This window comes from Mycobacterium gordonae (assembly GCF_002101675.1).
Classification (GTDB): Bacteria; Actinomycetota; Actinomycetes; order Mycobacteriales; family Mycobacteriaceae; genus Mycobacterium; species Mycobacterium gordonae.
The window spans coordinates 1-21771 of the sequence record NZ_LQOY01000098.1 but is presented as its reverse complement, the minus strand read 5'-3'; the positions used below and the strand labels follow the sequence as shown (position 1 = coordinate 21771).

General features: G+C 68.3%; 22 protein-coding genes. 7 read left to right on the top strand and 15 right to left on the bottom strand.

The window, feature by feature from the left end; all coding sequences use genetic code 11:
• Positions 1–95: 95 nt before the first annotated feature.
• The 4 genes from AWC08_RS16720 to AWC08_RS16705 form a co-directional block, all read right to left on the bottom strand.
• The gene (locus AWC08_RS16720) at positions 96–734 is read right to left on the bottom strand and encodes a sensor domain-containing protein (protein ID WP_065136308.1); all 639 of its coding nucleotides are present in this window, start codon (positions 732–734) and stop codon (positions 96–98) included.
• A 127-nt stretch (positions 735–861) separates the two neighbouring features.
• Positions 862–2310 carry a catalase gene (locus AWC08_RS16715; RefSeq protein ID WP_069432958.1) on the bottom strand — a complete coding sequence of 483 codons (1449 nt, stop codon included), beginning with the start codon at positions 2308–2310 and terminating at the stop codon, positions 862–864.
• A gap of 94 nt (positions 2311–2404) precedes the next feature.
• Positions 2405–2833, bottom strand: coding sequence for a hypothetical protein (locus AWC08_RS16710; protein WP_069432957.1), 429 nt, complete (start codon positions 2831–2833; stop codon positions 2405–2407).
• A gap of 114 nt (positions 2834–2947) precedes the next feature.
• Entirely contained in the window at positions 2948–3319 is a 372-nt protein-coding gene (locus AWC08_RS16705) for a hypothetical protein (protein WP_372511592.1), read from the bottom strand.
• Between the two features lie 478 nt (positions 3320–3797).
• On the opposite strand from AWC08_RS16705, the gene AWC08_RS16700 reads away from it, so the two are divergent.
• Positions 3798–4076 carry a hypothetical protein gene (locus tag AWC08_RS16700; RefSeq protein ID WP_142283632.1) on the top strand — a complete coding sequence of 93 codons (279 nt, stop codon included), beginning with the start codon at positions 3798–3800 and terminating at the stop codon, positions 4074–4076.
• Position 4077: 1 nt separating this feature from the next.
• On the opposite strand, the gene AWC08_RS16695 is transcribed toward AWC08_RS16700, so the two are convergent.
• The 3 genes from AWC08_RS16695 to AWC08_RS16685 are packed head-to-tail and all read right to left on the bottom strand — an operon-like array spanning position 4078 to position 7535.
• The gene (locus AWC08_RS16695; protein ID WP_069432954.1) at positions 4078–5211 is read right to left on the bottom strand and encodes a DUF4185 domain-containing protein; all 1134 of its coding nucleotides are present in this window, start codon (positions 5209–5211) and stop codon (positions 4078–4080) included.
• Between the two features lie 10 nt (positions 5212–5221).
• Complete coding sequence (locus AWC08_RS16690) at positions 5222–6268, bottom strand: aspartate-semialdehyde dehydrogenase (protein ID WP_069432953.1); 1047 nt, start codon at positions 6266–6268, stop codon at positions 5222–5224.
• 1 nt (position 6269) lies between these two features.
• Positions 6270–7535 carry an aspartate kinase gene (locus AWC08_RS16685; RefSeq protein ID WP_065136315.1) on the bottom strand — a complete coding sequence of 422 codons (1266 nt, stop codon included), beginning with the start codon at positions 7533–7535 and terminating at the stop codon, positions 6270–6272.
• A 106-nt stretch (positions 7536–7641) separates the two neighbouring features.
• On the opposite strand from AWC08_RS16685, the gene AWC08_RS16680 reads away from it, so the two are divergent.
• Together AWC08_RS16680 and leuA are read left to right on the top strand one after the other, a co-directional pair.
• Positions 7642–8100, top strand: a complete 459-nt coding sequence (locus AWC08_RS16680) for a TIGR02611 family protein (RefSeq protein ID WP_232007759.1) — start codon at positions 7642–7644, stop codon at positions 8098–8100.
• A 163-nt stretch (positions 8101–8263) separates the two neighbouring features.
• Entirely contained in the window at positions 8264–10066 is a 1803-nt protein-coding gene (gene leuA / locus AWC08_RS16675; protein WP_065136316.1) for a 2-isopropylmalate synthase, read from the top strand.
• 36 nt (positions 10067–10102) lie between these two features.
• On the opposite strand, the gene AWC08_RS16670 is transcribed toward leuA, so the two are convergent.
• From AWC08_RS16670 to AWC08_RS16660, 3 genes are all read right to left on the bottom strand, one after another.
• Positions 10103–10576, bottom strand: coding sequence for a hypothetical protein (locus AWC08_RS16670; RefSeq protein ID WP_065136317.1), 474 nt, complete (start codon positions 10574–10576; stop codon positions 10103–10105).
• Positions 10573–11133, bottom strand: a complete 561-nt coding sequence (locus AWC08_RS16665) for a hypothetical protein (RefSeq protein ID WP_065136318.1) — start codon at positions 11131–11133, stop codon at positions 10573–10575. Before AWC08_RS16665 ends, AWC08_RS16670 begins: the two co-directional genes overlap by 4 nt.
• Before the next feature lie 121 nt (positions 11134–11254).
• Entirely contained in the window at positions 11255–12247 is a 993-nt protein-coding gene (locus AWC08_RS16660; RefSeq protein WP_069432952.1) for a DEDDh family exonuclease, read from the bottom strand.
• Between the two features lie 72 nt (positions 12248–12319).
• On the opposite strand from AWC08_RS16660, the gene AWC08_RS16655 reads away from it, so the two are divergent.
• Both AWC08_RS16655 and AWC08_RS16650 read left to right on the top strand, forming a co-directional pair.
• The gene (locus tag AWC08_RS16655) at positions 12320–13549 is read left to right on the top strand and encodes a Mur ligase family protein (RefSeq protein WP_069432951.1); all 1230 of its coding nucleotides are present in this window, start codon (positions 12320–12322) and stop codon (positions 13547–13549) included.
• The gene (locus AWC08_RS16650; RefSeq protein ID WP_069432950.1) at positions 13542–14255 is read left to right on the top strand and encodes a type 1 glutamine amidotransferase; all 714 of its coding nucleotides are present in this window, start codon (positions 13542–13544) and stop codon (positions 14253–14255) included. The genes AWC08_RS16655 and AWC08_RS16650 overlap by 8 nt, the downstream gene beginning before the upstream one ends.
• Here the strand turns inward: AWC08_RS16650 and AWC08_RS39650 are convergent.
• The 3 genes from AWC08_RS39650 to AWC08_RS16635 form a co-directional block, all read right to left on the bottom strand.
• Entirely contained in the window at positions 14252–14698 is a 447-nt protein-coding gene (locus AWC08_RS39650) for a PE family protein (RefSeq protein ID WP_069432949.1), read from the bottom strand. The two genes, AWC08_RS16650 and AWC08_RS39650, sit on opposite strands and share 4 nt — an antisense overlap.
• A 74-nt stretch (positions 14699–14772) precedes the next feature.
• Positions 14773–15384 (bottom strand): recombination mediator RecR, encoded by a 612-nt coding sequence (gene recR, locus AWC08_RS16640; protein WP_069432948.1) that lies wholly within the window; start codon positions 15382–15384, stop codon positions 14773–14775.
• Positions 15385–15392: 8 nt separating this feature from the next.
• Entirely contained in the window at positions 15393–15740 is a 348-nt protein-coding gene (locus tag AWC08_RS16635; RefSeq protein ID WP_083271033.1) for a YbaB/EbfC family nucleoid-associated protein, read from the bottom strand.
• Between the two features lie 97 nt (positions 15741–15837).
• Between AWC08_RS16635 and AWC08_RS16630 the strand changes: the two genes are divergently transcribed.
• Positions 15838–16599 carry an Rv3717 family N-acetylmuramoyl-L-alanine amidase gene (locus AWC08_RS16630; RefSeq protein WP_197521981.1) on the top strand — a complete coding sequence of 254 codons (762 nt, stop codon included), beginning with the start codon at positions 15838–15840 and terminating at the stop codon, positions 16597–16599.
• A gap of 7 nt (positions 16600–16606) precedes the next feature.
• On the opposite strand, the gene AWC08_RS16625 is transcribed toward AWC08_RS16630, so the two are convergent.
• Positions 16607–17044, bottom strand: a complete 438-nt coding sequence (locus AWC08_RS16625; protein ID WP_065136328.1) for an SRPBCC family protein — start codon at positions 17042–17044, stop codon at positions 16607–16609.
• Positions 17045–17119: 75 nt separating this feature from the next.
• Positions 17120–18916, bottom strand: a complete 1797-nt coding sequence (locus tag AWC08_RS16620; RefSeq protein WP_069432945.1) for a DNA polymerase III subunits gamma/tau — start codon at positions 18914–18916, stop codon at positions 17120–17122.
• Between the two features lie 245 nt (positions 18917–19161).
• Between AWC08_RS16620 and AWC08_RS16615 the strand changes: the two genes are divergently transcribed.
• On the top strand, positions 19162–21771 hold a 2610-nt coding region (locus AWC08_RS16615; RefSeq protein ID WP_142283631.1), incomplete at its 3' end, for a PE family protein.

Below are 21771 nucleotides of genomic sequence, written 5' to 3'. Positions count from 1 at the left end.
CGATATCCACCATCACTTCATCTTCCAGAGCGCACCGACATATTCCCGACCTTTTCAGTTGCACGAGGGAAACGGATACCCAATTCTCACCTCGGCTACTGGCCCAACGCGTTCTGCATAGCCCCGGCCAGCACGTTGACCGCCGGCCCGGCGTTGCCAGATTGGCAGACCTTGGCCTGGAGCAACACGTTTTCACGCAGCCGGGTTTGAACGAAGCACCGGCGGTCGGTGGCCGCCTCCTGCTTGGTCCAGTTCGCGTCGGTGGCGGTCGCCGGCCCGCCGGAAAACGACCACACCTGGGTGGTGCCGTTGTCCAGATGCATCGCCGTAGTCTGCCCGGAGCAGCCGACCGTGCGGTCTACGACACGGTGGAAGGCACGGCCGGCGGCCTCGTTGGTGGCGAAGACGCCCACCGCCTGCTTGGCGAGGTGGTTCTGGTCACTCGCCGACGTCTGCGCGGTGGCACCGTTGAACGCGGCCAGGTCGGGGTCGTTGTAGACCTCGGGCAGGCCGATCTCCGCCCAGTTGTTGCATACCGGCAAGTCCACCGCGTACGCCTGGAACGGTTCGGTGAACACCGATTCCCACCCCATCGGGGCGCCGACGATGTTGCCGACCGAGCCCTTTCCGAGCACGGCGTAGGACACCACGCCCGGCTCGGACGGATGGGCCGCCGCGCTGGCCGCTCCCCCGATGGCCAGGCCGACGGCCACCGATGTGACGGCAAGCCGCATGCCGCACTAGACCTTGGCCGAGACGGCGGCGCCGACGTCACCCTTGGTGGCCTGGCCGCCGCCCGTCGCCGCGGTGGTGAGGACGACTTCGATACTCATGGCCTCGATCATGCCAGCCGCGGGGTGGTCAGCCGACGTTCGCCCGGACCCCCTCTTCGACCTTCTTGCCGAGGTCGGGGTCCACGTTTCGCCAGTACTCGAACACCCGGGACAGCACCGGCTCTTTCACTCCCTTGGAAACATGCCCAATGATGTTGTGAGCCAACCGATCTCGCGCGTCATCGTCAAGCACGTCGCGGACCAGCGTGCCGGCCTGGCCCCAGTCGTCATCGTCGGGACGCAGCGTGTAAGCGGCGCGAATCATCTCCCCGTCGGCCTGCCAGCGCACTTCGGCGGCGCGCGCCGGATCGGCGTGCGGGCCACCGAAGGAGTTGGGCGCGTAGACCGGATCCGTCGAGTTCTTGATCCGCATGGCGCCGTCTTTCGAGTAGCTGTTGACCTCGACCTTCGGCGTATTGACCGGAATCTGTTTGTAATTCGTCCCGAGCCGGGCCCGGTGTGCGTCGGAGTAGGAGAAGCCGCGGGCGAGCAGCATCTTGTCCGGACTCAGCCCGGTGCCGGGGACGATGTTGTTCGGCTCAAAGGCGGCCTGCTCGATCTCGGTGTGATAGTCGGTGACGTTGCGGGTCAGCGTCAGCTTGCCGACGTCGATCAGCGGGTAGTCACCGTGCGGCCACACCTTGGTCAGGTCAAAGGGGTTGTAGCGGTAGGTCTTTGCCTCCTCGAACGGCATGATCTGCATCTTGAGGGTCCAACTCGGGAAGTCTCCGCTCTCGATGGTCTCGTACAGATCGCGTTGGTGGTAGTCGCCGTCCTCACCGGCCAGTCGGTCGGCGTCTTCCTGCGTCAGGTAGTCGATGCCCTGGTCGCTGATGAAGTGGTACTTCACCCAGAAGATCTCGCCGCCTGCGTTGATCCAGCTGTAGGTGTGGCTGCTGTAGCCGTTCATGTGGCGCCAGGTCTTGGGGATACCGCGGTCGCCCATCAACCAGGTCACCTGATGCGCCGACTCCGGGACCAGGGTCCAGAAGTCCCACTGCATGGTGTGGTCGCGCAAATTGGTTGCCTGCATCCGCTTTTGGGATCGAATGAAGTGCTGGAACTTCATCGGATCGCGGATGAAGAAGACCGGCGTGTTGTTGCCGACCATGTCGAAGTTGCCCTCCGACGTGTAGAACTTCAGCGCGAAGCCGCGTGGGTCGCGCCAGGTGTCGGGGCTACCCCGCTCACCCGCCACGGTGGAGAATCTGATCAGGGTGTCGGTCTTGGTACCGGGCTGGAACACCGCCGCCCTGGTGTATTGGCTGACGTCGTGGGTCACCTCGAAGTGGCCGAAGGCGCCGCCACCCTTGGCGTGCGGTTGGCGCTCCGGGATGCGTTCCCGGTTGAACTGCGCCATCTGCTCGATCAGGTAGTGGTCCTGCAGCAGGATCGGTCCGTCGGGGCCGAGGGTCAATGACTGCTCGTCGCTGGGGGCGGGGCTGCCGCCGTCGGTGGTGGTGTAGCGTTCGGTCACTTTGCGCAATCTCCTGTAGCTAACTGGCGAAAGATGAAGCGTCTGCCGAGAATTCGGGTTACCCGCTGATACCCCGACGGGCCGTGCGGCGAAACTAGGGGCGGCTGGGCGCGGTGCTGGGAGCCGTCGGAGCGGAACTCGGCGTCTGACCGGGTCCTGCGCCGGGAGGAACGGCGCCTGGAGCACCCGGGCCGCCCGGTCCACCGGGGAAGCCGGGGCCCATGCCCGGAGGCGGCGGTCGGCCCGGGTAGCGGAACTGCCAGCCGGGGCCACCCGGGCCGCCGGGACCGTCGGGCCGGAACATGCCGTGGTGGTGATGCCGGTGGTGATAGCAATGTCCGGCGCCGAAGAGCATGGCAGCGGTGAACAACAACGTGGAAGCGATGAACACGATCCCGGCGACGATCACCACCCACGCCGCGACCCGGTACAGGCGCGGCGGCTTCTCCCAGTAGGTGGGCCCGGGCGGCGGCGCGGTGGCAACCGAAGCCGGTGGGGCTGTGGGTTCGGGTGTTTCACTCATACCTTCGAATATGGTCCAGCCCTGCAGCAGCGTAAAGGGGCGCGATCACAAAGTTGCCGTGAATTGATGAAGCCCGGCGCTCGCGTTGAGCGCCGGGCTGTCGGTTAGGTGCGTTCAGCGACCGGGGGTGGGAGACGGCGCGACGGAGGGGGCCACCGAGGACGGAACCTGGCTGGGTCCGCCGGGCCCGGTGCCCGGGCCGACCTGCTGTTGACCGCCGTTGGCGGGGAATCCGGAGCGATGCATCATCGCCGGGTGGTGCTTGTGGTGCCGGTGGCCGCCGCCATGCCCGGCGGCCAGGCCCAGCCGGAAGCCGGTGAAGAAGATGACCGAGACGATGAAGACGATCCCGGCGACGATGGCGACCCATGCCGCGGCCTTGAAGACCTTGGGGGTGTGATGTTCAACCCGCTCAGCGGGTGGTGGTGCGACGGCGGTCGATGTCCGCGCGGTTGGAGTGTCAGAAATTTCGCTCATGACACGAATGATCGGGGCCGAAAAGTAGTGACCGCTATGCGCTGGTTATGTAGCAGCTGTGAACGGAAAAACGCTGGTCACCTGGCGTGATCTCGTGCAATGTCGCCCTTCGGCCAGGACGACGGATGCCGGAGCATCGCCTCGCCGAGTTCGCGTTCCCGCCGCCTTGACGCATTCCACTTGTAATGAGCCTGCAGGGCGATGACGTTCGTCTCCGAAGCTGGCGCCATAATTTCCATCCCTTCACAGGTGTTGCGCCTTCCATTCGAACAGGCGCCGCTTTGAGCCGGTAGGGACCGAAGTCCTCAGTGTCACCGAAACGACACCTCCCCGCGACAATCAAGCAACGTCAGAAGCGTTTCTGAGCCGAGTGCCATGAACTGTCCGCGCCGGCCTGATTAACCTTTTCTACCTGCGGGTATAGCCCGACATGTACGCCACGAAATTGCACACGCGCCAGTACCCCGGTGTAGCCGGCAAACAAAGCGTGCGAACGCTGACAGCCATCGCGGGACTCACCGTGGCCGCGTTGTGCGGTAGTACCGGCACCGCCCACGCCGACGACAACCACGAGCGCGAAGCATGCGCACTGATGGACGACAGTGCCAGCGCGGTCCACTACGGATACGGCAACTCTGTGTTGCAGTACGCCTACGCGGTGCTTTCCACCAAAATGCCGCCGGAGAACGCGGCGCACGTCCTGTTGGCCGCCACTCGCAACAGCTGTCCGAACCACGCGGCAGACCTACCGCCCGGCTGGCGGTAGTTCAGGGTTTGAACGGATTGACCGCGTACTGGATCACCCGGTACGGCGCGTCCTGGCGTACTTCGGTATCCCACTGGCTGACGAATATCCGCAGCTCATCCAGGGTAGATCCGGGCGAGATGTAGCCGCCGTAGGGCTGCGAGAGCCGGTTGTCATACGGCGACGGGAGGCTTTCGGGCGGATCGGGCCATTCGTCGTCGTGCTGCACCACGGTGGTCACCGGCGCGGAGCCCAGCGCCGTGGGGTCGGGGGCCACCCGGACCTCCATGTCGCCGCTCGTCGCGTTGAAATACGACAGCACCGCCATGCCGTCGATCTGCTTGATGCTCATCTCGCCGACCAGGTCGGGCCACAGCGGCGTGGGGGTTCTGTTCCAGCCGCCGCCCGGGCCGGCTGCCCACCCCTGCCAACGCGACCGGTCGGTGAACGCCTCGGGCGTCGCCCGGTACAGCACCACGGGCTGTCGGCGGGTGAAGCTGTTGGCCACGATGTACACCCATCCGGTGACCGAGTCCGGCTTGGGAATCGGGTCGTAGTAGCCGCTGATCTGGGTCTGCCGGCCGCCCTGGAAAGACGCTGGCCGCATCGACCCCGGGACCGTCTCCCAACCGCCGCGGGCCGGGTCGACCCGTACCAGCCGCGAGTTCTGCGGGTCCAGATTCTTGGTGGTGGCAACCATCAGGTAGTTGCGGCGGTTGATCTGCACCACCCCGGCGGGCAGCTGTGATGCGCCGGGCGGCGTGGGGTCGGCCAGCAGCGGCCGGCTGATGCCGATGACTCCGGTGTAGCGAACGCCGTCGGGGTCGTCGACCGAGGCGGTGTCGACGCGCAAGGCGACCGGGGCATACCAGCCGCCGTATCCGACGCCTTGGCCGGCGAAGCTGTCACCGCAGACCTGCAGCAGCTGACTGGGGAATTCGACGAACTCGCACAGGTCGGTGGCGCCGATGCCGTAATTCGCGGTGGGCGTCCCGGTGCCGGCCGCCGGGCCCATGCGCAGCACCTGGCCCGGTGCCAGCGGCTGCAGCACCGGCTGCGGAATCGGGGCCGGTGGGTCGGCGCGCGCGACCGAAATGTCTTGCAAGGCAAGCAAACATACGGCCGCTAAGCACCGCGCGACCGGAGCGGACCTCAACTCGCTGGGATCAGAGTTCGGCGGCCAGCAGTTCGGCGATCTGGATGGTGTTCAGTGCCGCGCCCTTGCGCAGGTTGTCCCCGGACACGAACAGCGCCAAGCCGCGCCCGTCCGGCACTCCCGGGTCTTGCCGGATGCGCCCGACCAAGGACTCGTCGACGCCGGCGGCGGCCAACGGAGTGGGCACGTCGACCAGCTTCACTCCGGGCGCGTCGGCCAACAGCTCGCGAGCCCGTTCCGGGGAGAGCGGCCGGGCGAATTCGGCGTTGATCGACAGCGAGTGTCCGGTGAAGACCGGAACCCGCACGCAGGTCCCGCTGACCAGCAGATCCGGAATTCCGAGAATCTTGCGGCTCTCCGAGCGCAGCTTCTGGTCCTCGTCGGTCTCGCCGGAGCCATCGTCGACCAGTGACCCGGCCAGCGGTACCACGTTGAACGCGATCGGGGCGACGTACTTGCTCGGCGGCGGGAAGTCGACGGCCCTGCCGTCGTGCACGAGCTGCTCGGCGTCGTCGATGACCGCGCGCGCCTGCGCCGCCAGTTCTTCGACACCGGCCAGGCCACTGCCCGACACGGCTTGGTAGGACGAAGCGATGAACCGCACCAGCTGAGCCTCGTCGTGCAGCACCTTGAGCACCGGCATCGCCGCCATGGTGGTGCAGTTCGGGTTGGCGATGATGCCCTTCGGTCGGATGTGAGCGTCCCGGGCGAAGTTCACCTCCGACACCACCAGCGGCACATCCGGGTCTTTGCGCCACGCTGACGAGTTGTCGATGACCGTCACCCCGGCAGCCGCGAACCGCGGCGCCTGCACCTTCGACATCGCTCCCCCGGCGGAGAACAACGCAATGTCCAGCCCGGTCGGATCGGCGGTCTCGGCGTCCTCGACCTCGATCTCCTGGCCGCGGAACGGCAGCTTGCGCCCCTGCGAGCGGGCCGAGGCGAAGAACCGCACCGAGCTGGCGGGGAAGTCGCGCTCGTCGAGCAAGGTCCGCATGACCTGGCCCACCTGGCCGGTCGCACCCACAACTCCAACTGATAGGCCAGAAGCAACCATTTTATCGACCCGTCCCTGCGTACACCGTCGCCTCCTCGTCGCCGCCGAGCCCGAACGCCTCGTGCAACGCCACCACGGCCTTGTCTAGTTCCGTGTCACGGCAGAGCACCGAAATGCGGATCTCGGAGGTGGAGATCAGCTCGATGTTGACGCCGACCGCGGCCAGCGCCTCACAGAAGGTGGCCGTCACCCCGGGATGGCTGCGCATGCCGGCGCCGATCAGCGAGACCTTGCCGATGTGGTCGTCGTAGAGCAGCTGGGTGAAGCCGATCTCTTCTTGCAGCGAGTCCAGCTTGGCCACCGCGACCGGCCCGCTGTCGCGCGAGCAGGTGAACGTGATGTCGGTCTTGCCGTCCTCGACCTTCGAGACGTTCTGCAACACCATGTCGATGTTCACGTCGGCGTCGGCAACCGCACGGAACACCTTGGCGGCGTAGCCGGGGATGTCAGGGATCCCGACGATGGTCACCTTGGCCTCGCTGCGGTCATGCGCGACGCCGGTCAGAAGGGGGCTTTCCATGGGTATGTCCTTGATCGATCCGACAACGACGGTGCCCGGCCGGTCCGAGTACGACGACCGGACGTGCACCGGAAGGTCATAACGACGTGCGTATTCCACGCAGCGCAGCATCAGCACCTTGGCACCGCAGGCGGCCATCTCCAGCATTTCCTCGAAGGTCACTGTGTCCAGCTTGCGGGCGTTGTGCACGATCCTCGGATCGGCACTGAAGATGCCGTCGACGTCGGTGTAGATCTCGCAGACGTCGGCTTTCAGCGCCGCGGCCAGCGCGACGGCGGTGGTGTCCGAACCGCCGCGGCCGAGCGTGGTCACATCCCGAGTGTCCTGGCTGACGCCCTGGAATCCGGCGACCAAGACGACCCGTCCTTCTTCGAGCGCGGCCTGCACCCGCCCCGGTGTGACGTCGATGATTTTTGCGTTGCCGTGCGTACCGGTGGTGATGACGCCTGCCTGCGAGCCCGTGAAGGATCGGGCGTGCGCACCCAGCGATTCGATCGCCATCGCCACCAGCGCATTGGAGATGCGTTCTCCCGCGGTCAGCAGCATGTCGAGTTCCCGGGGCGGCGGAACCGGGCATACCTGCTGGGCCAGATCCAGCAGGTCGTCGGTGGTGTCGCCCATCGCAGAAACCACCACGACGACGTCATTGCCCTGCTTCTTGGTTTCGACGATGCGCTCGGCGACGCGTCGAATCCGATCGGCGTCGGCCACCGAGGATCCGCCGTATTTCTGGACGACGAGCGCCACCAGTCTCCCTCTCCAGCTCGGCTATAAGTCCACAACAGAATACGGGGCCTCGCATCTCGGACTGTGCATGCGAGTAGGCATCGAACTTTATGGCTACCTAAAAGGTGTGGCCGAAAATTCCCGCGACACGCGTGAGAAGCGAGACGGCATCCGGCACCGGTTGGGCCGGAAGCGGGATCGACTGCGCAAATGGCCCGCGCTCGATGTCGTCTACCGTATCGCCGTCGGCGTCGTAGGTGTTGCACTGCTGGCCGTCGGGATCGTGGCCATCCCGTATCCAGGGCCGGGCTGGGCGATCTTGTTCCTTGGTCTGGCCGTCCTGGCAACCGAGTTCACCGTCTTCCACCGGCTGCTGAAATACCTGCGCGGTCGTTACGACGCCAGCATGGCGTGGTTCCGCCGACGGCATTGGACTGTCCAGGCGCTTGGGACGCTGTCCACCTTCGCCGTGACGGCGGCGACGTTGTGGCTGATGGGAGTGCTCGGCTGGATGACCGGTTTAGTGGGTTGGGACTGGGGATGGTCGGAAAGCCCCCTTGGGCTTGGCGCCAAATCAGGCCAATGAGTGGTTTTGGGCGATCGAGCCGATAGCGGTAGAGTTCAGCACGTGCAGCGGGTGCTCCTTCTCGGACGCCGCGACGGGGTCTGATCCAGACCGGCTTCCCGTCGCGGGTGTTCGCGATGCGCCGGTCTGAGGTTCCCTCTGATACATCCCCGGAGCAACTACCGTGACTAATCCCGATTCACCCGACGCTTACGTCTCAGCGCGCACCATCCACAAGCCCGCCGGCCCGCCGCGGCCCGGCCAGCCCGCGTGGAATCCGCAGCGAGGCACGTCCATGGCGGTCAACCGGTACCGCCCCTTCGCCGACGAGGTCGAGCCCATCCGGGTCGCCGACCGCACCTGGCCCGACCGGGTCATCGAACACGCGCCGCTGTGGTGCGCGGTGGACCTGCGCGACGGTAACCAGGCGCTGATCGACCCGATGAGCCCGGCCCGCAAGCGCCGCATGTTCGACCTGTTGGTCCGGATGGGTTACAAGGAGATCGAGGTCGGATTTCCCTCGGCCAGCCAGACCGACTTCGACTTCGTCCGCGAGATCATCACCGACGGCGCGATCCCCGACGACGTCACCATCCAGGTGCTGACCCAGTGCCGGCCGGAGTTGATCGAGCGCACCTTCCTGGCCTGCGAGGGTGCGGCGAACGTCATCGTGCACTTCTACAACTCCACCTCGATCCTGCAGCGCCGCGTCGTCTTTCGCGCCGACCGGGCCGCCGTGCAGGACATCGCGACCGCCGGCGCACGCAAATGCGTCGAGGAGGCGGCGAAATACCCGGGCACCCGCTGGCGGTTCGAATACTCCCCCGAGTCCTACACCGGAACCGAGCTGGAATACGCCAAGCAAGTGTGCGACGCCGTCGGCGAGATCATCGCGCCGACGCCGGACAACCCGATCATCTTCAACCTGCCCGCCACCGTGGAGATGGCCACGCCGAACGTCTACGCCGACTCGATCGAGTGGATGAGCCGCAATCTGGCGCGCCGCGACTCGGTGATCCTGAGCCTGCACCCGCACAACGACCGCGGAACCGCTGTCGCCGCAGCCGAATTGGGTTACCAGGCCGGGGCGGACCGGATCGAGGGCTGCCTGTTCGGCAACGGCGAACGCACCGGCAACGTCTGCCTGGTGACGCTGGGATTGAACCTCTTCTCGCGCGGCGTGGACCCGCAGATCGACTTCTCGAACATCGACGAGATCCGCCGCACCGTCGAGTACTGCAACCAGCTGCCGGTACACGAGCGTCACCCCTACGGCGGCGATCTCGTCTACACCGCGTTCTCCGGCAGCCACCAGGACGCCATCAACAAGGGCCTGGACCAGATGAAGTTCGACGCCGACGCCGCTGACAGCGATGTCGAGGACATGCTCTGGCAGGTGCCTTATCTGCCGATCGACCCCAAGGACGTCGGACGCACCTACGAAGCGGTGATCCGGGTGAACTCGCAGTCCGGCAAGGGCGGGGTGGCCTACATCATGAAGGCCGACCACGGTCTGGCCCTGCCGCGCCGGTTGCAGATCGAGTTCTCGCAGGTGATCCAGAAGATGGCCGACGGTGAGGGCGGTGAAGTGTCGCCCAAGGAGATGTGGGAGGCGTTCTCCGAGGAGTACCTGGCGCCGATCCTGCCGCTGGAACGCATCAAGCAGCGGGTCGACGCGTCGGAGGAAGACACCGGCACCACCAGCATCACCGCCACCGTCAAGATCGACGGGGTGGAGACCGAGATCAGCGGTTCGGGCAATGGTCCGCTGGCCGCGTTCGTCGACGCGCTGGGCACGGTCGGGTTCGACGTCGCGGTGCTGGACTACTCGGAACACGCGATGAGTGCCGGGGACGACGCGCAGGCGGCCGCTTACGTGGAGGCTTCGGTGTCGGGGCGCACGGTCTGGGGCGTGGGTATTGCGCCGTCGATCACCACCGCATCACTGCGGGCGGTGGTGTCGGCGGTCAACCGGGCATCGCGCTAGATCCCACAGGGGCGGGCCGGGCCCGTGCTCGGTTGGTTACACCGCAAGCAGTCGCTCGAAGAACTCGCGGTAGTGCATCAGTGCCAGGCGCAGATCTTCGGTCGACGCCTCCTCACCGCGTGACCACTGCTCTTCGAGCCGCGAACGCGCGTGGGCGAACCCGGTAGTGAGTTGGTCGACCAGATCAGAGACCAACACGTCGGCCTTCTGAACGCAGTCCTTGGGGTCATCGACGAAAGCCGCTTGCACGCCGGCCCACCGGGCTCGCAGATCAGCGAGGTCCGCGTCGGCGAAAAGCGTTTCCTCCGTTGATGATCGGCTTGCCTCGTGGCCTGCTTCGTGCTGCTGTTGCACCGGTGCCGCGGCCTCACCGAGGGGCTCGGTTTCGGAAAATGCGGGGGCCTGTTGCTGGGGCTGCACGCGCTCCTCGGCCGGCGGCGTCGGCTGGACCGTCCGCTGGGTGTCGTCGTACGAGCCGGTCACGTCGGTTCGTTGATCATGCGTAGTCATTTTCTCGCCTCCTGTGGTGTTGTCTCCAACAGCTTTTCGAACAATGCCCGGTAGTGGACGAAGGCCTCTCGCTGTTGTTCGGTGTCGACGCCGCCGCGCTGCTGGGACAAATGAATCGTGTGTGCGGCGCGGTAGTTCTCGACGATCTGTGGATGGTCGACGGAGATGTCTGCGGCTCGCTGTTCGAAATCGTCGACGGGATAACCCCTTTCGCGCATCACGTCGGTGACCAGACGGTCCGCGACTCCGACGGCCGCAGCCGGATCATCGACGAATGCGGTCTGGACCTGTTGCCAGCGGGTGTTGAAGTCGTTGCGCGCCGACTGCGCCAACGGTTTGATGTCGAGTTTGTCTCGCTTGCGCTCGCGGGCGAGCAGCTCTTTCTCCGCTGTCTTCGGGCCTCCGGTTTCCGATACCAGACGCTCGTATTCGGGTCCGTAGTGCTGCCTCAGTCGCTCCGAGTTGCGGCGACTGCTCACGTAACTCGCCGCGATGATCACCACGGCGACCACGATGACGACGGAGGCCGCGATCAAAATCATTTGCCAAACGGGCATTTCGTGCTCCTCTCGTACACACGTCGAATAACCCGGGCCATGTCGACGCAAACGTCTTCTCGTGATGTGGGTCACTCAGAAGCAGTGCCGGCGGCAGCCGTACACAGGCTGTGGGGCCGACTCAGAAAAGGGCGAACTGCTCGTCGACCAGCGCGGTGTCGGCGAATTCCTCCATGCTGCGGCCGCCCACCACCGCACCGACGCCGTCCATGAACTGCACGTCGGAAACGACTGGCACGCCCAGTTGTAGCGCGTGATAGCCCTTGCCCTGCTCCGGTGCGGTCTCGTTGCACACCACCAGTGAGGTCTCCCGGTCCACGTCGTCGCTGTAGGCCAGCCCGGCGTACAGCATGCGCTCGACGAGTTCCTCATGCGTACGTCGCACCTCGGCGGCCAGCGCCACCCGCATGCCCTGCACCAGGGGCCTGCCGCGGACGTAACGGCCGGGGTTGAGGTAGGGGCAGGGCATCCGGGCCGCCAGTGCTTTCAGCGGTCGCAGCTCATCGTGGGTGACCCGGCCGTTGGGCCAGCGGCGCCGGGTCACCGGATGCACCGGCAGCCAGATGTCGCGGTCGCGCGCCCGTTCGAGTGCCGGCGCCAGTATGCCGGTCAGCACCATCGCGTCGTCGAACGCGTCGTGCGGGCGTTCCTGGGTGACGCCCCAGTGCGCGGCGAGCGTCTCCAACCGCAGATTGTCCACGCCGAGCTCCAGCCGCCGGGCCAGCTCGACGGTGCACATGACGGAGTCGACCGGCAGCTCGACGCCGGCGATTTCGGCCTCCGCGGCCAGGAACGAGTAGTCGAAGGCGACGTTGTGCGCCACCAGCGTGCGGCCGCGCAGCAGATGGACCAGATCATCGACGATGTCGGCGAACTGCGGCTGATCTTCCAGCATCGCGGAGGTGAGCCCGTGCACATGGGTGGGACCGGGATCGACCCCCGGATTGAGCAAGCTCACAACCGATTGTTCGACTCGGCCGTCTGCGTCCAGACCCAGCCCCGCGACGCTGATGATCCGGGCCTGACCTGGCCGAAAGCCCGAGGTCTCGACGTCAATCACGGCCCATCCGGCGTCCGGCTCCCGCGCCGGCCGACCCCAGCACATCCGGTTCATGGCATGAGGATGGCACGTCGGACCGACATCACGGAGTCGCTGGCGCGTCGTGTCGGCGGTTAACCTGCACGGGTGATCACCACCCGCGCCCGTCTGGCGCTCGCCGCCGGGGCAAGCGCGCGTTGGGCTTCGCGGGTCACCGGCCGTGGGGCCGGCGCCATGATCGGCGGCCTGGTGGCGATGACGCTGGACCGGTCGATCTTGCGGCAACTGGGGGCCGGCCGGCGCACCGTGATCGTCACCGGCACCAACGGGAAGTCGACCACCACCCGGATGACCGCGGCAGCGCTGGGCACCTTGGGAGCCGTCGCGACCAACGCCGAGGGCGCAAACATGGACGCCGGGCTGGTCGCGGCCCTTGCAGCCGACCGGCGAGCGGAATTGGCCGCCCTGGAAGTCGACGAGATGCACGTGCCGCACGTGTCGGATGCCGTCGAGCCGACCGCCGTCGTCCTGCTCAACTTGTCCCGCGACCAATTGGACCGGGTCGGCGAGATCAACGTCATCGAGCGCACCCTGCGAGCCGGACTGGCCCGCCATCCCCACGCGGTCGTCGTGGCCAACTGCGATGACGTGCTGATGACCTCGGCCGCCTACGACAGCCCGAACGTGGTGTGGGTGGCAGCGGGTGGCTCCTGGGCCAACGACTCGGTGAGTTGTCCGCGCAGCGGCGAGGTGATCGTCCGCGAGCAGGGCCACTGGTATTCCACCGGCGCCGACTTCAAGCGGCCCAGCCCACAGTGGTGGTTCGACGACCACACCCTCTACGGCCCCGACGGCGTGGCGGTGCCCATGCGACTGGCCCTGCCGGGGGCGGTGAACCGGGGCAATGCCGCCCAGGCGGTGGCGGCCGCGGTCGCGCTGGGCGCCGACCCGGCCAAGGCGGTGGCGGCCGTTTGTACGGTCGACGAAGTCGCCGGGCGCTACCGCAGCGTCAAGATCGGCGCCCACGAGGCGCGGATCCTGCTGGCCAAGAACCCGGCCGGCTGGCAGGAGGCGTTGTCGATGGTGGACAAGCACGCCGACGGCGTGGTGATCGCGGTCAACGGCCAGGTTCCCGACGGCGAGGACCTGTCGTGGCTGTGGGACGTGCGCTTCGAGCACTTCGAGGAGACCCGGGTGGTAGCCGCCGGCGAACGCGGCACCGATCTCGCGGTGCGGCTCGGCTATGCCGGCGTCGAGCACACCCTGGTGCACGACACGGTGGCGGCCATCGAGTCCTGCCCGCCCGGGCGGGTCGAGGTGGTCGCCAACTACACCGCGTTCCTGCAGCTGAACCGGAGGTTGGCACGGCATGGCTGAGTTGCGAGCGGACCCGGTGCGAATCGGCCTCGTCCTGCCCGACGTGATGGGTACCTACGGCGACGGCGGCAACGCGGTGGTGCTACGGCAGCGGTTGCTGTTGCGGGGCATCGCCGCCGAGATCGTGGAGATCACGCTGGCCGATCCGGTGCCCGACTCGCTGGACCTGTACACCCTCGGGGGCGCGGAAGACTACGCCCAGCGGCTGGCCACCCGGCACCTACTGCGGTACCCGGGGTTGCAGCGTGCGGCAGAGCGCGGTGCACCCGTGCTGGCCATCTGCGCGGCGGTCCAGGTACTCGGGCACTGGTACGAGACGTCGTCGGGAGAACGGGTCGACGGCGTCGGGATGCTGGATGCGACGACCTCGCCGCAGGACAAACGAACCATCGGCGAGCTGGTGTGCAAGCCGTTGCTGCCTGGTTTGACGCAGCGGTTGACCGGTTTCGAGAACCACCGTGGCGGCACGGTGCTGGGATCGGCCGCGTCGCCGCTGGCCGCGGTCACCAGGGGCGCGGGCAACCGTGCCGGCGACGGTTTTGACGGCGTGGTGCAGGGCAGTGTGGTGGCGACGTACATGCACGGGCCGTGTCTGGCGCGCAATCCGGAGCTGGCCGACCATCTGCTGAGTCAGGTGGTGGGCCGGTTGGCGCCGCTGGAGCTACCCGAGGTGGACCTGTTGCGTCGGGAGCGGCTGGGCGCCTAGAACGCCTGGAGCCAGTCGCCCAGGCCTTCGAACGCCGGGCTGTTGGCCAGCGCCGCGTACAGGGGCGTGTCGGTGAGGTGAGTTTCCAGTGCGGCCGCGGGCCCGGCCGCAGCGGCGGCGCTCCCCGAGCCGGCGGCGGATTCGGCCTGCAACGCCGCCTGGTTGGCCGCGTCCACGGTGGAGTAGGACTGCGCGCCGGCCCGCAGCAGCTGCACGAACTGCTCGTGGAAGGCGCCGGCCTTCGCGCTCAGTTGCTGGTAAGCCTGGCCGTGCCAGCCGAACATCACCGATATGGCCGCCGACACCCCGTCCGCCCCCGGCGCCGCCACGGCTGTCGTCGGCGCCGCCACGAAGGCGTTGGTCGCCGAGAGGATGGATCCGATTTCCGCGAGGTCCGCCGATGCCGCCTCGAGTAATTCCGGTCGTGCGCTGACAAACGACATCTGTGTCCCTTCTGCGTGCCGCCCGGACGCCCGAGAAGTAGTTCGCTCGTCGGGCGCGAAGCGTTAGCGGGGACTCAGACCATGGCCCGACGGCCGGTCAGCGCGCGACCCAGGGTCAGCTCGTCGGCGAACTCCAAGTCACCGCCCATCGGCAACCCGGACGCGATGCGCGTCACGGTCAGACCGGGGATGTCGCGCAGCATCCGGACCAGATAGGTGGCGGTCGCCTCGCCCTCGGTGTTGGGGTCGGTGGCGATGATCACCTCGGCGATGTCGACGTCGTCGACGCGCTCACCGATGCGAGTCAACAGTTCACGGATCCGCAGTTGCTCGGGGCCGATTCCCGACAAGGGATCGAGCGCACCACCCAGAACGTGATACCGGCCGCGGAATTCGCGGGTGCGCTCGACGGCCTGGATGTCCTTGGGCTCCTCGACCACGCAGACCAGCGAACCGTCCCGCCGCGGATCGGCGCAGATCCGGCACCGCTCGTCGTCGGACACATTGCCGCACACCGCGCAGAACCGGACGCCGTCGCGGACCTTGGCGAGCACCGCCGTGAGCCGATCGATGTCCGGTGGTTCCACCGACAACAGATGGAAAGCGATGCGTTGCGCGCTTTTGGGTCCGATGCCCGGCAACTTGCCGAGCTCGTCGATCAGATCCTGAACCGGTCCCTCAAACATTCCGCAGTTCAGACCCCCGGCACACCGGGCGGCGGTCCCGGCGGGGCGGGCGGACGCATGCCACCGGCCAGCGCACCGAGGCGCTCCTGCGCCATCGCGGTGACCTGGCGGGACGCATCGCCCATCGCGCCGACGATCAGGTCCTGCAGGGTCTCGATGTCATCGGTGTTGACGACCTTGGGGTCGATCGTGACGCCGACGACCTCACCGCTGCCTTTGACGACGACCTTGACCAGTCCCCCGCCGGCCTGACCGTGCACCTCGGAGTTCGCCAATTGCTGCTGAGCTTCCAATAACTTCTGCTGCATCTGCTGCGCCTGCGCCAGCAGCTGCGACATATCGCCTCCGGGTTGCATGACAGTCCCCTCGCATCTTGGTCTCGAGTTGGTTTCGCCTGCGGTTGTCGGGCGATTTGAAACATTCAGCCTAGTCCGCGGGCGTTACCTTGGCGCAGTGGACGTACGTCTGAGCCTGCGTGTCGGGATCGCCATGGTCGTCGGGGTGCTCGTTGCCGCTGGGACGCCGCTGTTGCCGACCGCGGTCGCAGCCCCCGGGAGCCTCGCCGGAATGGTGGTGTTCATCGATCCGGGCCACAACGGCGCCAATGACGCGTCCATCGGTCGGCAGGTGCCCACCGGTCGCGGCGGGACCAAAGACTGCCAGGCCAGCGGCACGACGACCAACAGCGGCTATCCGGAGCACACCTTCACCTGGGACACGGCGCTGCGGCTGCGCGCCGCGCTCAACGCGCTGGGCGTGCGCACCGCCATGTCACGCGGGAACGACAACGCCCTGGGCCCCTGCGTCGACGAACGCGCCAACATGGCCAACGCGATGCATCCCAACGCCGTCATCAGCCTGCACGGCGACGGCGGGCCGGCGTCCGGTCGGGGGTTCCACGTCAACTACTCCGCCCCGCCGCTCAACGCCGCCCAGGCCGGACCGTCGGTGCAATTCGCCCGCGTCATGCGTGACCAGCTGCAGGCGTCGGGCATTCCGCCGGCCAATTACATCGGTCAGGGCGGTCTCTACGGGCGCGCCGATCTGGCCGGGCTGAACCTGGCCCAGTACCCGTCGGTCCTGGTCGAACTGGGCAACATGAAGAATCCTGCGGACTCGGCGCTGATGGAGTCCGCGGAGGGACGGCAGAAATATGCCGACGCGCTGGTGAAGGGCGTCGCCGGATTCCTGGCGACCCAGGGCCAGGCCCGCTAGCAGGGGTTCAGCCCTCCAGCTCCTTCTTCAGGTTCTCCAGCACCTCACCCTGGATCTTCCTGAGCCCCAACGGCGCGAACGTCTTCTCGAAGAATCCCTTGACGCCGCCGGCACCCGTCCAGGTGGTGGTGATGGTGACGCTGGAGCCGGGCCCGGCGGGGGCGACCGTCCAGTTGATCACCATCGATGAATTGGCGTCCTTCTCGATGACGGTGTGACCGGCGACGTCGACGTTCACTTGCACGTTGCGCACCCGCGACTCGGTTGCCTGCAGCCGCCACTTGGCGACGGTCCCCTGCCCCTGGCCGCCCTCGAGCACCTCGTATTCGCTGTACTGCGGGGAGAGGATCTTCGGGCGGACCGTCTGGTAGTCGGCGACCGCGTCGAGCACCTTCGCGGGCTCCGCGTGGATCAAGACGGTGCTGGTGGCTTTCACCTGTCCCATCAGGTGGCACTCCTCTGTTTGGTAGCCGTTGTCGAGGACCACGATATAGGTGCGGCCGATTTCCGGATTGCGCCGTCAGCCCTCGATGCGCCGGGCGCCCAGCTCACTCTGCAGCAATTCCAGTGCGACCTCTTCGGGGTCGCGGCGCGGCTGCGACGGGTCGCTGCGGCCGGCCTCGGCAAGCATGCTTTCCTCGTCGTCGCGCTGTGCCGAATCCGGTTGGGGCACAGGCTCTTCCACTGCGGCCGGCGCCGCACTGATCTCGGCTGCGGCCGGTGGGCCGGTCTCGCAACGCACCCGCCAGTTCACCCCCAAGGCGTCTTTGAGCGCCTCGACGATGACGTCGGCGTTACGTTGTTCGGACAGCCGCTTGGCCAACGGCGCCGCCTCGTGGGTCAGCACCAGCGTGTTGTCCTCCACCGCCAAAACCGTTGCGCCAGAGAGCATTACCGCCGTGGTGCGGCTACGCTCGCGGACCTTGTCGCGCACGGTGGGCCACATACTCCGTACCGCCGCCGCGTTGAGTTCACCCGGGGCCGAAGCGGCCGGTTCCGGTTGTGGTGCAGGCGCCGGCGGCGGCTCGGGTTTGCGCTCGGGCGCCGGGGCGGGTTCGGGCTTGCGCTCCGCAGTGGCCGGCCGCTGCGTTGAGCGGCGCACCGGGACCGGACGGGCCGGAGCCGCGGGTGCGGCGGGTTCTGCTTCGGCGGCCGGGATGGACATGGCCAGCCGGGTCTCGATGCGTTCGACACGCTGCAGCAGCGCCGACTCGGCATCGGAGGCCGAAGGCAGCAGCAACCGCGCACACACCACTTCCAGCAGCAGTCGCGGTGCCGTCGCACCGCGCATCTCCCCCAAGCCGGCCTGCACCACCTCCGCGTAGCGGGTCAGGGTGGCCGGGCCGATACGGGCCGCCTGTTCGCGCATCCGGTCGAGAATGTCCTCGGGCGCGTCGACCACCCCGCGCGATACCGCGTCGGGCACCGCCTGCAGCACGATCAGGTCGCGGAAGCGCTCCAGCAGGTCGGTGGCGAAGCGCCGCGGGTCGTGGCCAGCGTCGATCACCGACTCGACCGCTCCGAACAATGCCGCGGCGTCGCCGGCTGCCAGGGCGTCGACGGCGTCGTCAATGAGTGCGACGTCGGTCGCGCCGAGCAACCCCAGTGCCCGCTGGTAGTGCACCCGGCCGCCGTCGGAGCCGGCCACCAACTGGTCCAGCACCGACAGAGTGTCGCGTGGGGAACCCCCGCCGGCCCGAATGACCAGCGGGTACACCGCCTCGTCGACAACCACGCCCTCCTGCTCGCAGATGCGGCCGATCAGCGACCGCATGGTGCGCGGGGGCAGCAACCGGAAGGGGTAGTGGTGGGTGCGTGACCGGATCGTCGGAAGCACCTTCTCCGGTTCGGTGGTGGCGAAGATGAAGATGAGGTGCTCGGGCGGCTCCTCGACGATCTTCAGCAACGCGTTGAAGCCGGCGGTGGTCACCATGTGGGCCTCGTCGACGATGAACACCCGATACCGCGACTGCGCCGGGGCGTAGAACGCGCGGTCACGCAGTTCGCGCGTATCGTCGACGCCGCCGTGGCTGGCCGCGTCGAGTTCAACGACGTCGATGCTGCCGGGCGCGTTGGGCGCCAGCGCCTGGCATGAGTCACAGACGCCGCACGGGGTGGGCGTCGGACCCTGCTCGCAGTTCAGCGACCGCGCCAGGATGCGCGCCGAGGATGTCTTCCCGCAGCCGCGGGGCCCGGAGAACAGATAGGCGTGGTTGATCCGGCCCGCCTGCAGCGCGATGGACAGCGGCTCGGTGACGTGCTCCTGCCCCACCACTTCGGCGAAGGTTGCCGGTCGGTATTTGCGGTAGAGGGCCACGGTGAGCAGGCTACCGACGCCCGGTGACGATGCGCGCCCCGGAGGGCGCGACCGGCGTTGACTCTGCGCACAGGGTGCGGCGCACTCGCGCGTCTGCGCCATGACCGCAATATGAACCCCGACAAAATGCCCCGGGCGCTGACCCGAGACGCGTATGTTCTCAGCCGTCGGCAGTCTGTCGCCCGGATCGTGTTCGCGTGACGAGACTTCCCGCGAGCACCGGATCGGGCCGGAGGTCGTTGGATATGTCATTTGTGCGCGTCGCGCTGGAACTGCTGCAGACGGCCCCGCAAGATCTGGGGCAGATCGGCTCAGGGATCAGAGCTGGAAATCTGGCGGCGGCCCTCCCGACGACCGAGCTGACGGCGGCAGGCGCCGACGAGGTCTCGGCAGCCATAGCGGCACTGTTCGGTGCACACGCTCGGGAGTACCAGGCAGTGGCCGACCAGGCGGCGACGTTCCACCTGCAGTTCGTGCGCTCGCTCAGTGTCGCTGCGGCCTCGTATGCGGGTAGCGAGGCGGCCATCGCGACGTCTTTGCAGAGCGCCGGCCCGGCCGCCGGGATTGCTCCGCTGGCCGCTCTCGACTCACCCATTGCCGACGGATTTCAGACGCTCGTCTACGGGCCCATCCATGCGGTCGGTCAAGGCTGGATCAACAGCCCTGTCGGCCAGCTGCTGGACCCGATCATCAATGCGCCCACCAATCTGTTGTTGGGGCGCGCTCTCATCGGTAATGGCGCGGCGGGAACCGCGGCCAGCCCAGACGGCGGCGCGGGCGGCTTGTTGTTCGGCGATGGCGGCGCCGGCTACACGCCCAGCGGCGGTGCAGGACCCGTGGGCGGGGGTAGCGGCGGCGCGGCCGGGCTGATCGGCAACGGCGGTTCAGGTGGCGGCGGTTTCGCGGGCGGCGGCGGCGGCACCGGCGGCGCCGGCGGTTGGTTGATGGGCAACGGTGGTGCGGGGGGCGCGGGCGGGGCCGCCGCCATCACGGCCGGTGTCGGCGGCGCCGGCGGCGCGGGCGGGCAGGCGTTCTTGCTCGGCAACGGCGGAGCGGGCGGCGCGGGCGGAACCGGGGGCACAGGAGTCGCCGGTCTGGACGGCCTGGCCGCAGGCGACCCGGGAGGCACGGGAGGCGTCGGCGGTACCGGCGGGGCGGGCGGCGCAGCCGGTCGTGGCGGTGTGCTCATCGGTGACGGTGGTTCGGGCGGCCTCGGCGGCGTGGGCGGTACCGGTGGCACAGGCGGGCTGGGCGTTGACGGCGCCGAGGGGAAGGCCAATGTCAACAGCGGTGCCGGCGGAAACGGCGGGTCCGGTGGTTCCGGCGGTGACGGTGGTGCGGGCGGCGCGGGCGGTGCCGGTGGCGCCGGTGGACTGTTGGGTCAGACCGGCACCGTGGGCGGCGGCGGAATGCTCGGCAACGGCGGTGATGGTGGCTCCGGCGGCAACGGAGGCGCGGGCGCGGTCGGTTCGGATGGCAGCAAGAGCCTGTCCGCTAACGGCGGGCCCGGTGGTATCGGCGGCGTTGGCGGCAACGGAGGCGCGGGCGGGAAAGGCGGCCTGGTCTCCGGCGGCGGCGGCGCCGGCGGCGCGGGCGGAACCGGCGGGGCGGGCGGCAACGCAGCCAACGGCAGGGCGGGCATACCTGGCATCAATAACGGCAACGGCAGTAACGGCGGCAACGGCGGCAACGGTGCGCTCGGCGGCGCCGGAGGCGACGGCGGGGCGGCCGGGGCCGTCGGAGTGTCCGGGAAAGCCGGCACTGCGGGTAACGGCGGCCGCGGCGGTGATGGCGGCGCGGCGGGCGCGCCGGGTAACGGCGGCGACGGCGCAGATGGAACCCCCGGCTTCAATAACGGCGACGGCGGCACCGGCGGCAACGGCGGCAACCCCGGCAACGCCGGCGGTGGTGGCACTGGCGGCAAGGCCGGCGGCGCAGGCGGCCAGGCCGGCGAGAACGGTAGCAAGGGTGCATCGCCCACCGGTCCGGCCGGCAACGGCGGCAACGGCGGCAACGGCAGCAACGCCGTCACCGCGGGCGGCAACGGCAGCACCGGCGGTGCAGGCGGCAACGGCGGCCCACTCGGCAACGGAGGCAACGGCGGAGCCGGCGGAAATGGATTGGCCGGCACCGCCGGGGCGGCGGGCGTCAACCAGCCGCTCGGCAACGGCGGGCTCGGCGGCGCCGGCGGCAGCGGCGGCACCGGCGGGATCGGCGGGAAGGGCGGTTCAATCTTCGGCGACGGCGGGGCCGGCGGGGCCGGCGGCAACGGCGCCAATGGCGGCAGTGGCGGCAACGGGGCGCCCGGCATCACTGTCGGCGGCAAAGGTGGGGTCGGCGGAGCCGGCGGCAACGGCGGGCTTGGTGGACAGGCCATCAACGGCAACGGCGGTGCCGGCGGAGCCGGTGGTGCGGCGGGCAACGGCGGCAACGGCGGGGCCGCGGGCGCTGGTGTCAACGCCGGCAACGGTGGAACGGGCGGCAACGCCGGGGACGGCGGCAATGGAGGAGCCGGCGGGGCCGGCGGAGCCACCGCGAAGGGCATCGGCGGCAACGGGGGCAACGGCGGCAAGGCCGGCGCGAGCGGCGTAGCCGCCGCCGGTGGTGCTGGTGCTACCGGCATCCTCAGTTTTGGCGGCAACGGCGGCACCGGCGGGGCCGGCGGACATGGCGGCAATGGAGGGGTCGGCGGGGCTGGGGGCAACGCTACGAACGGCACGGGCGGTAACGGGGGCAACGGCGGAGCAGGTACCGGCGGAGGTGACGGCGGTACCGGTGGTTTCGGCGGCGTGGGCTCCAATTCGGGAGCACCCGCCAATGGGGGTATGGGAGGGGCCGGCGGCATCGGCGGTGAC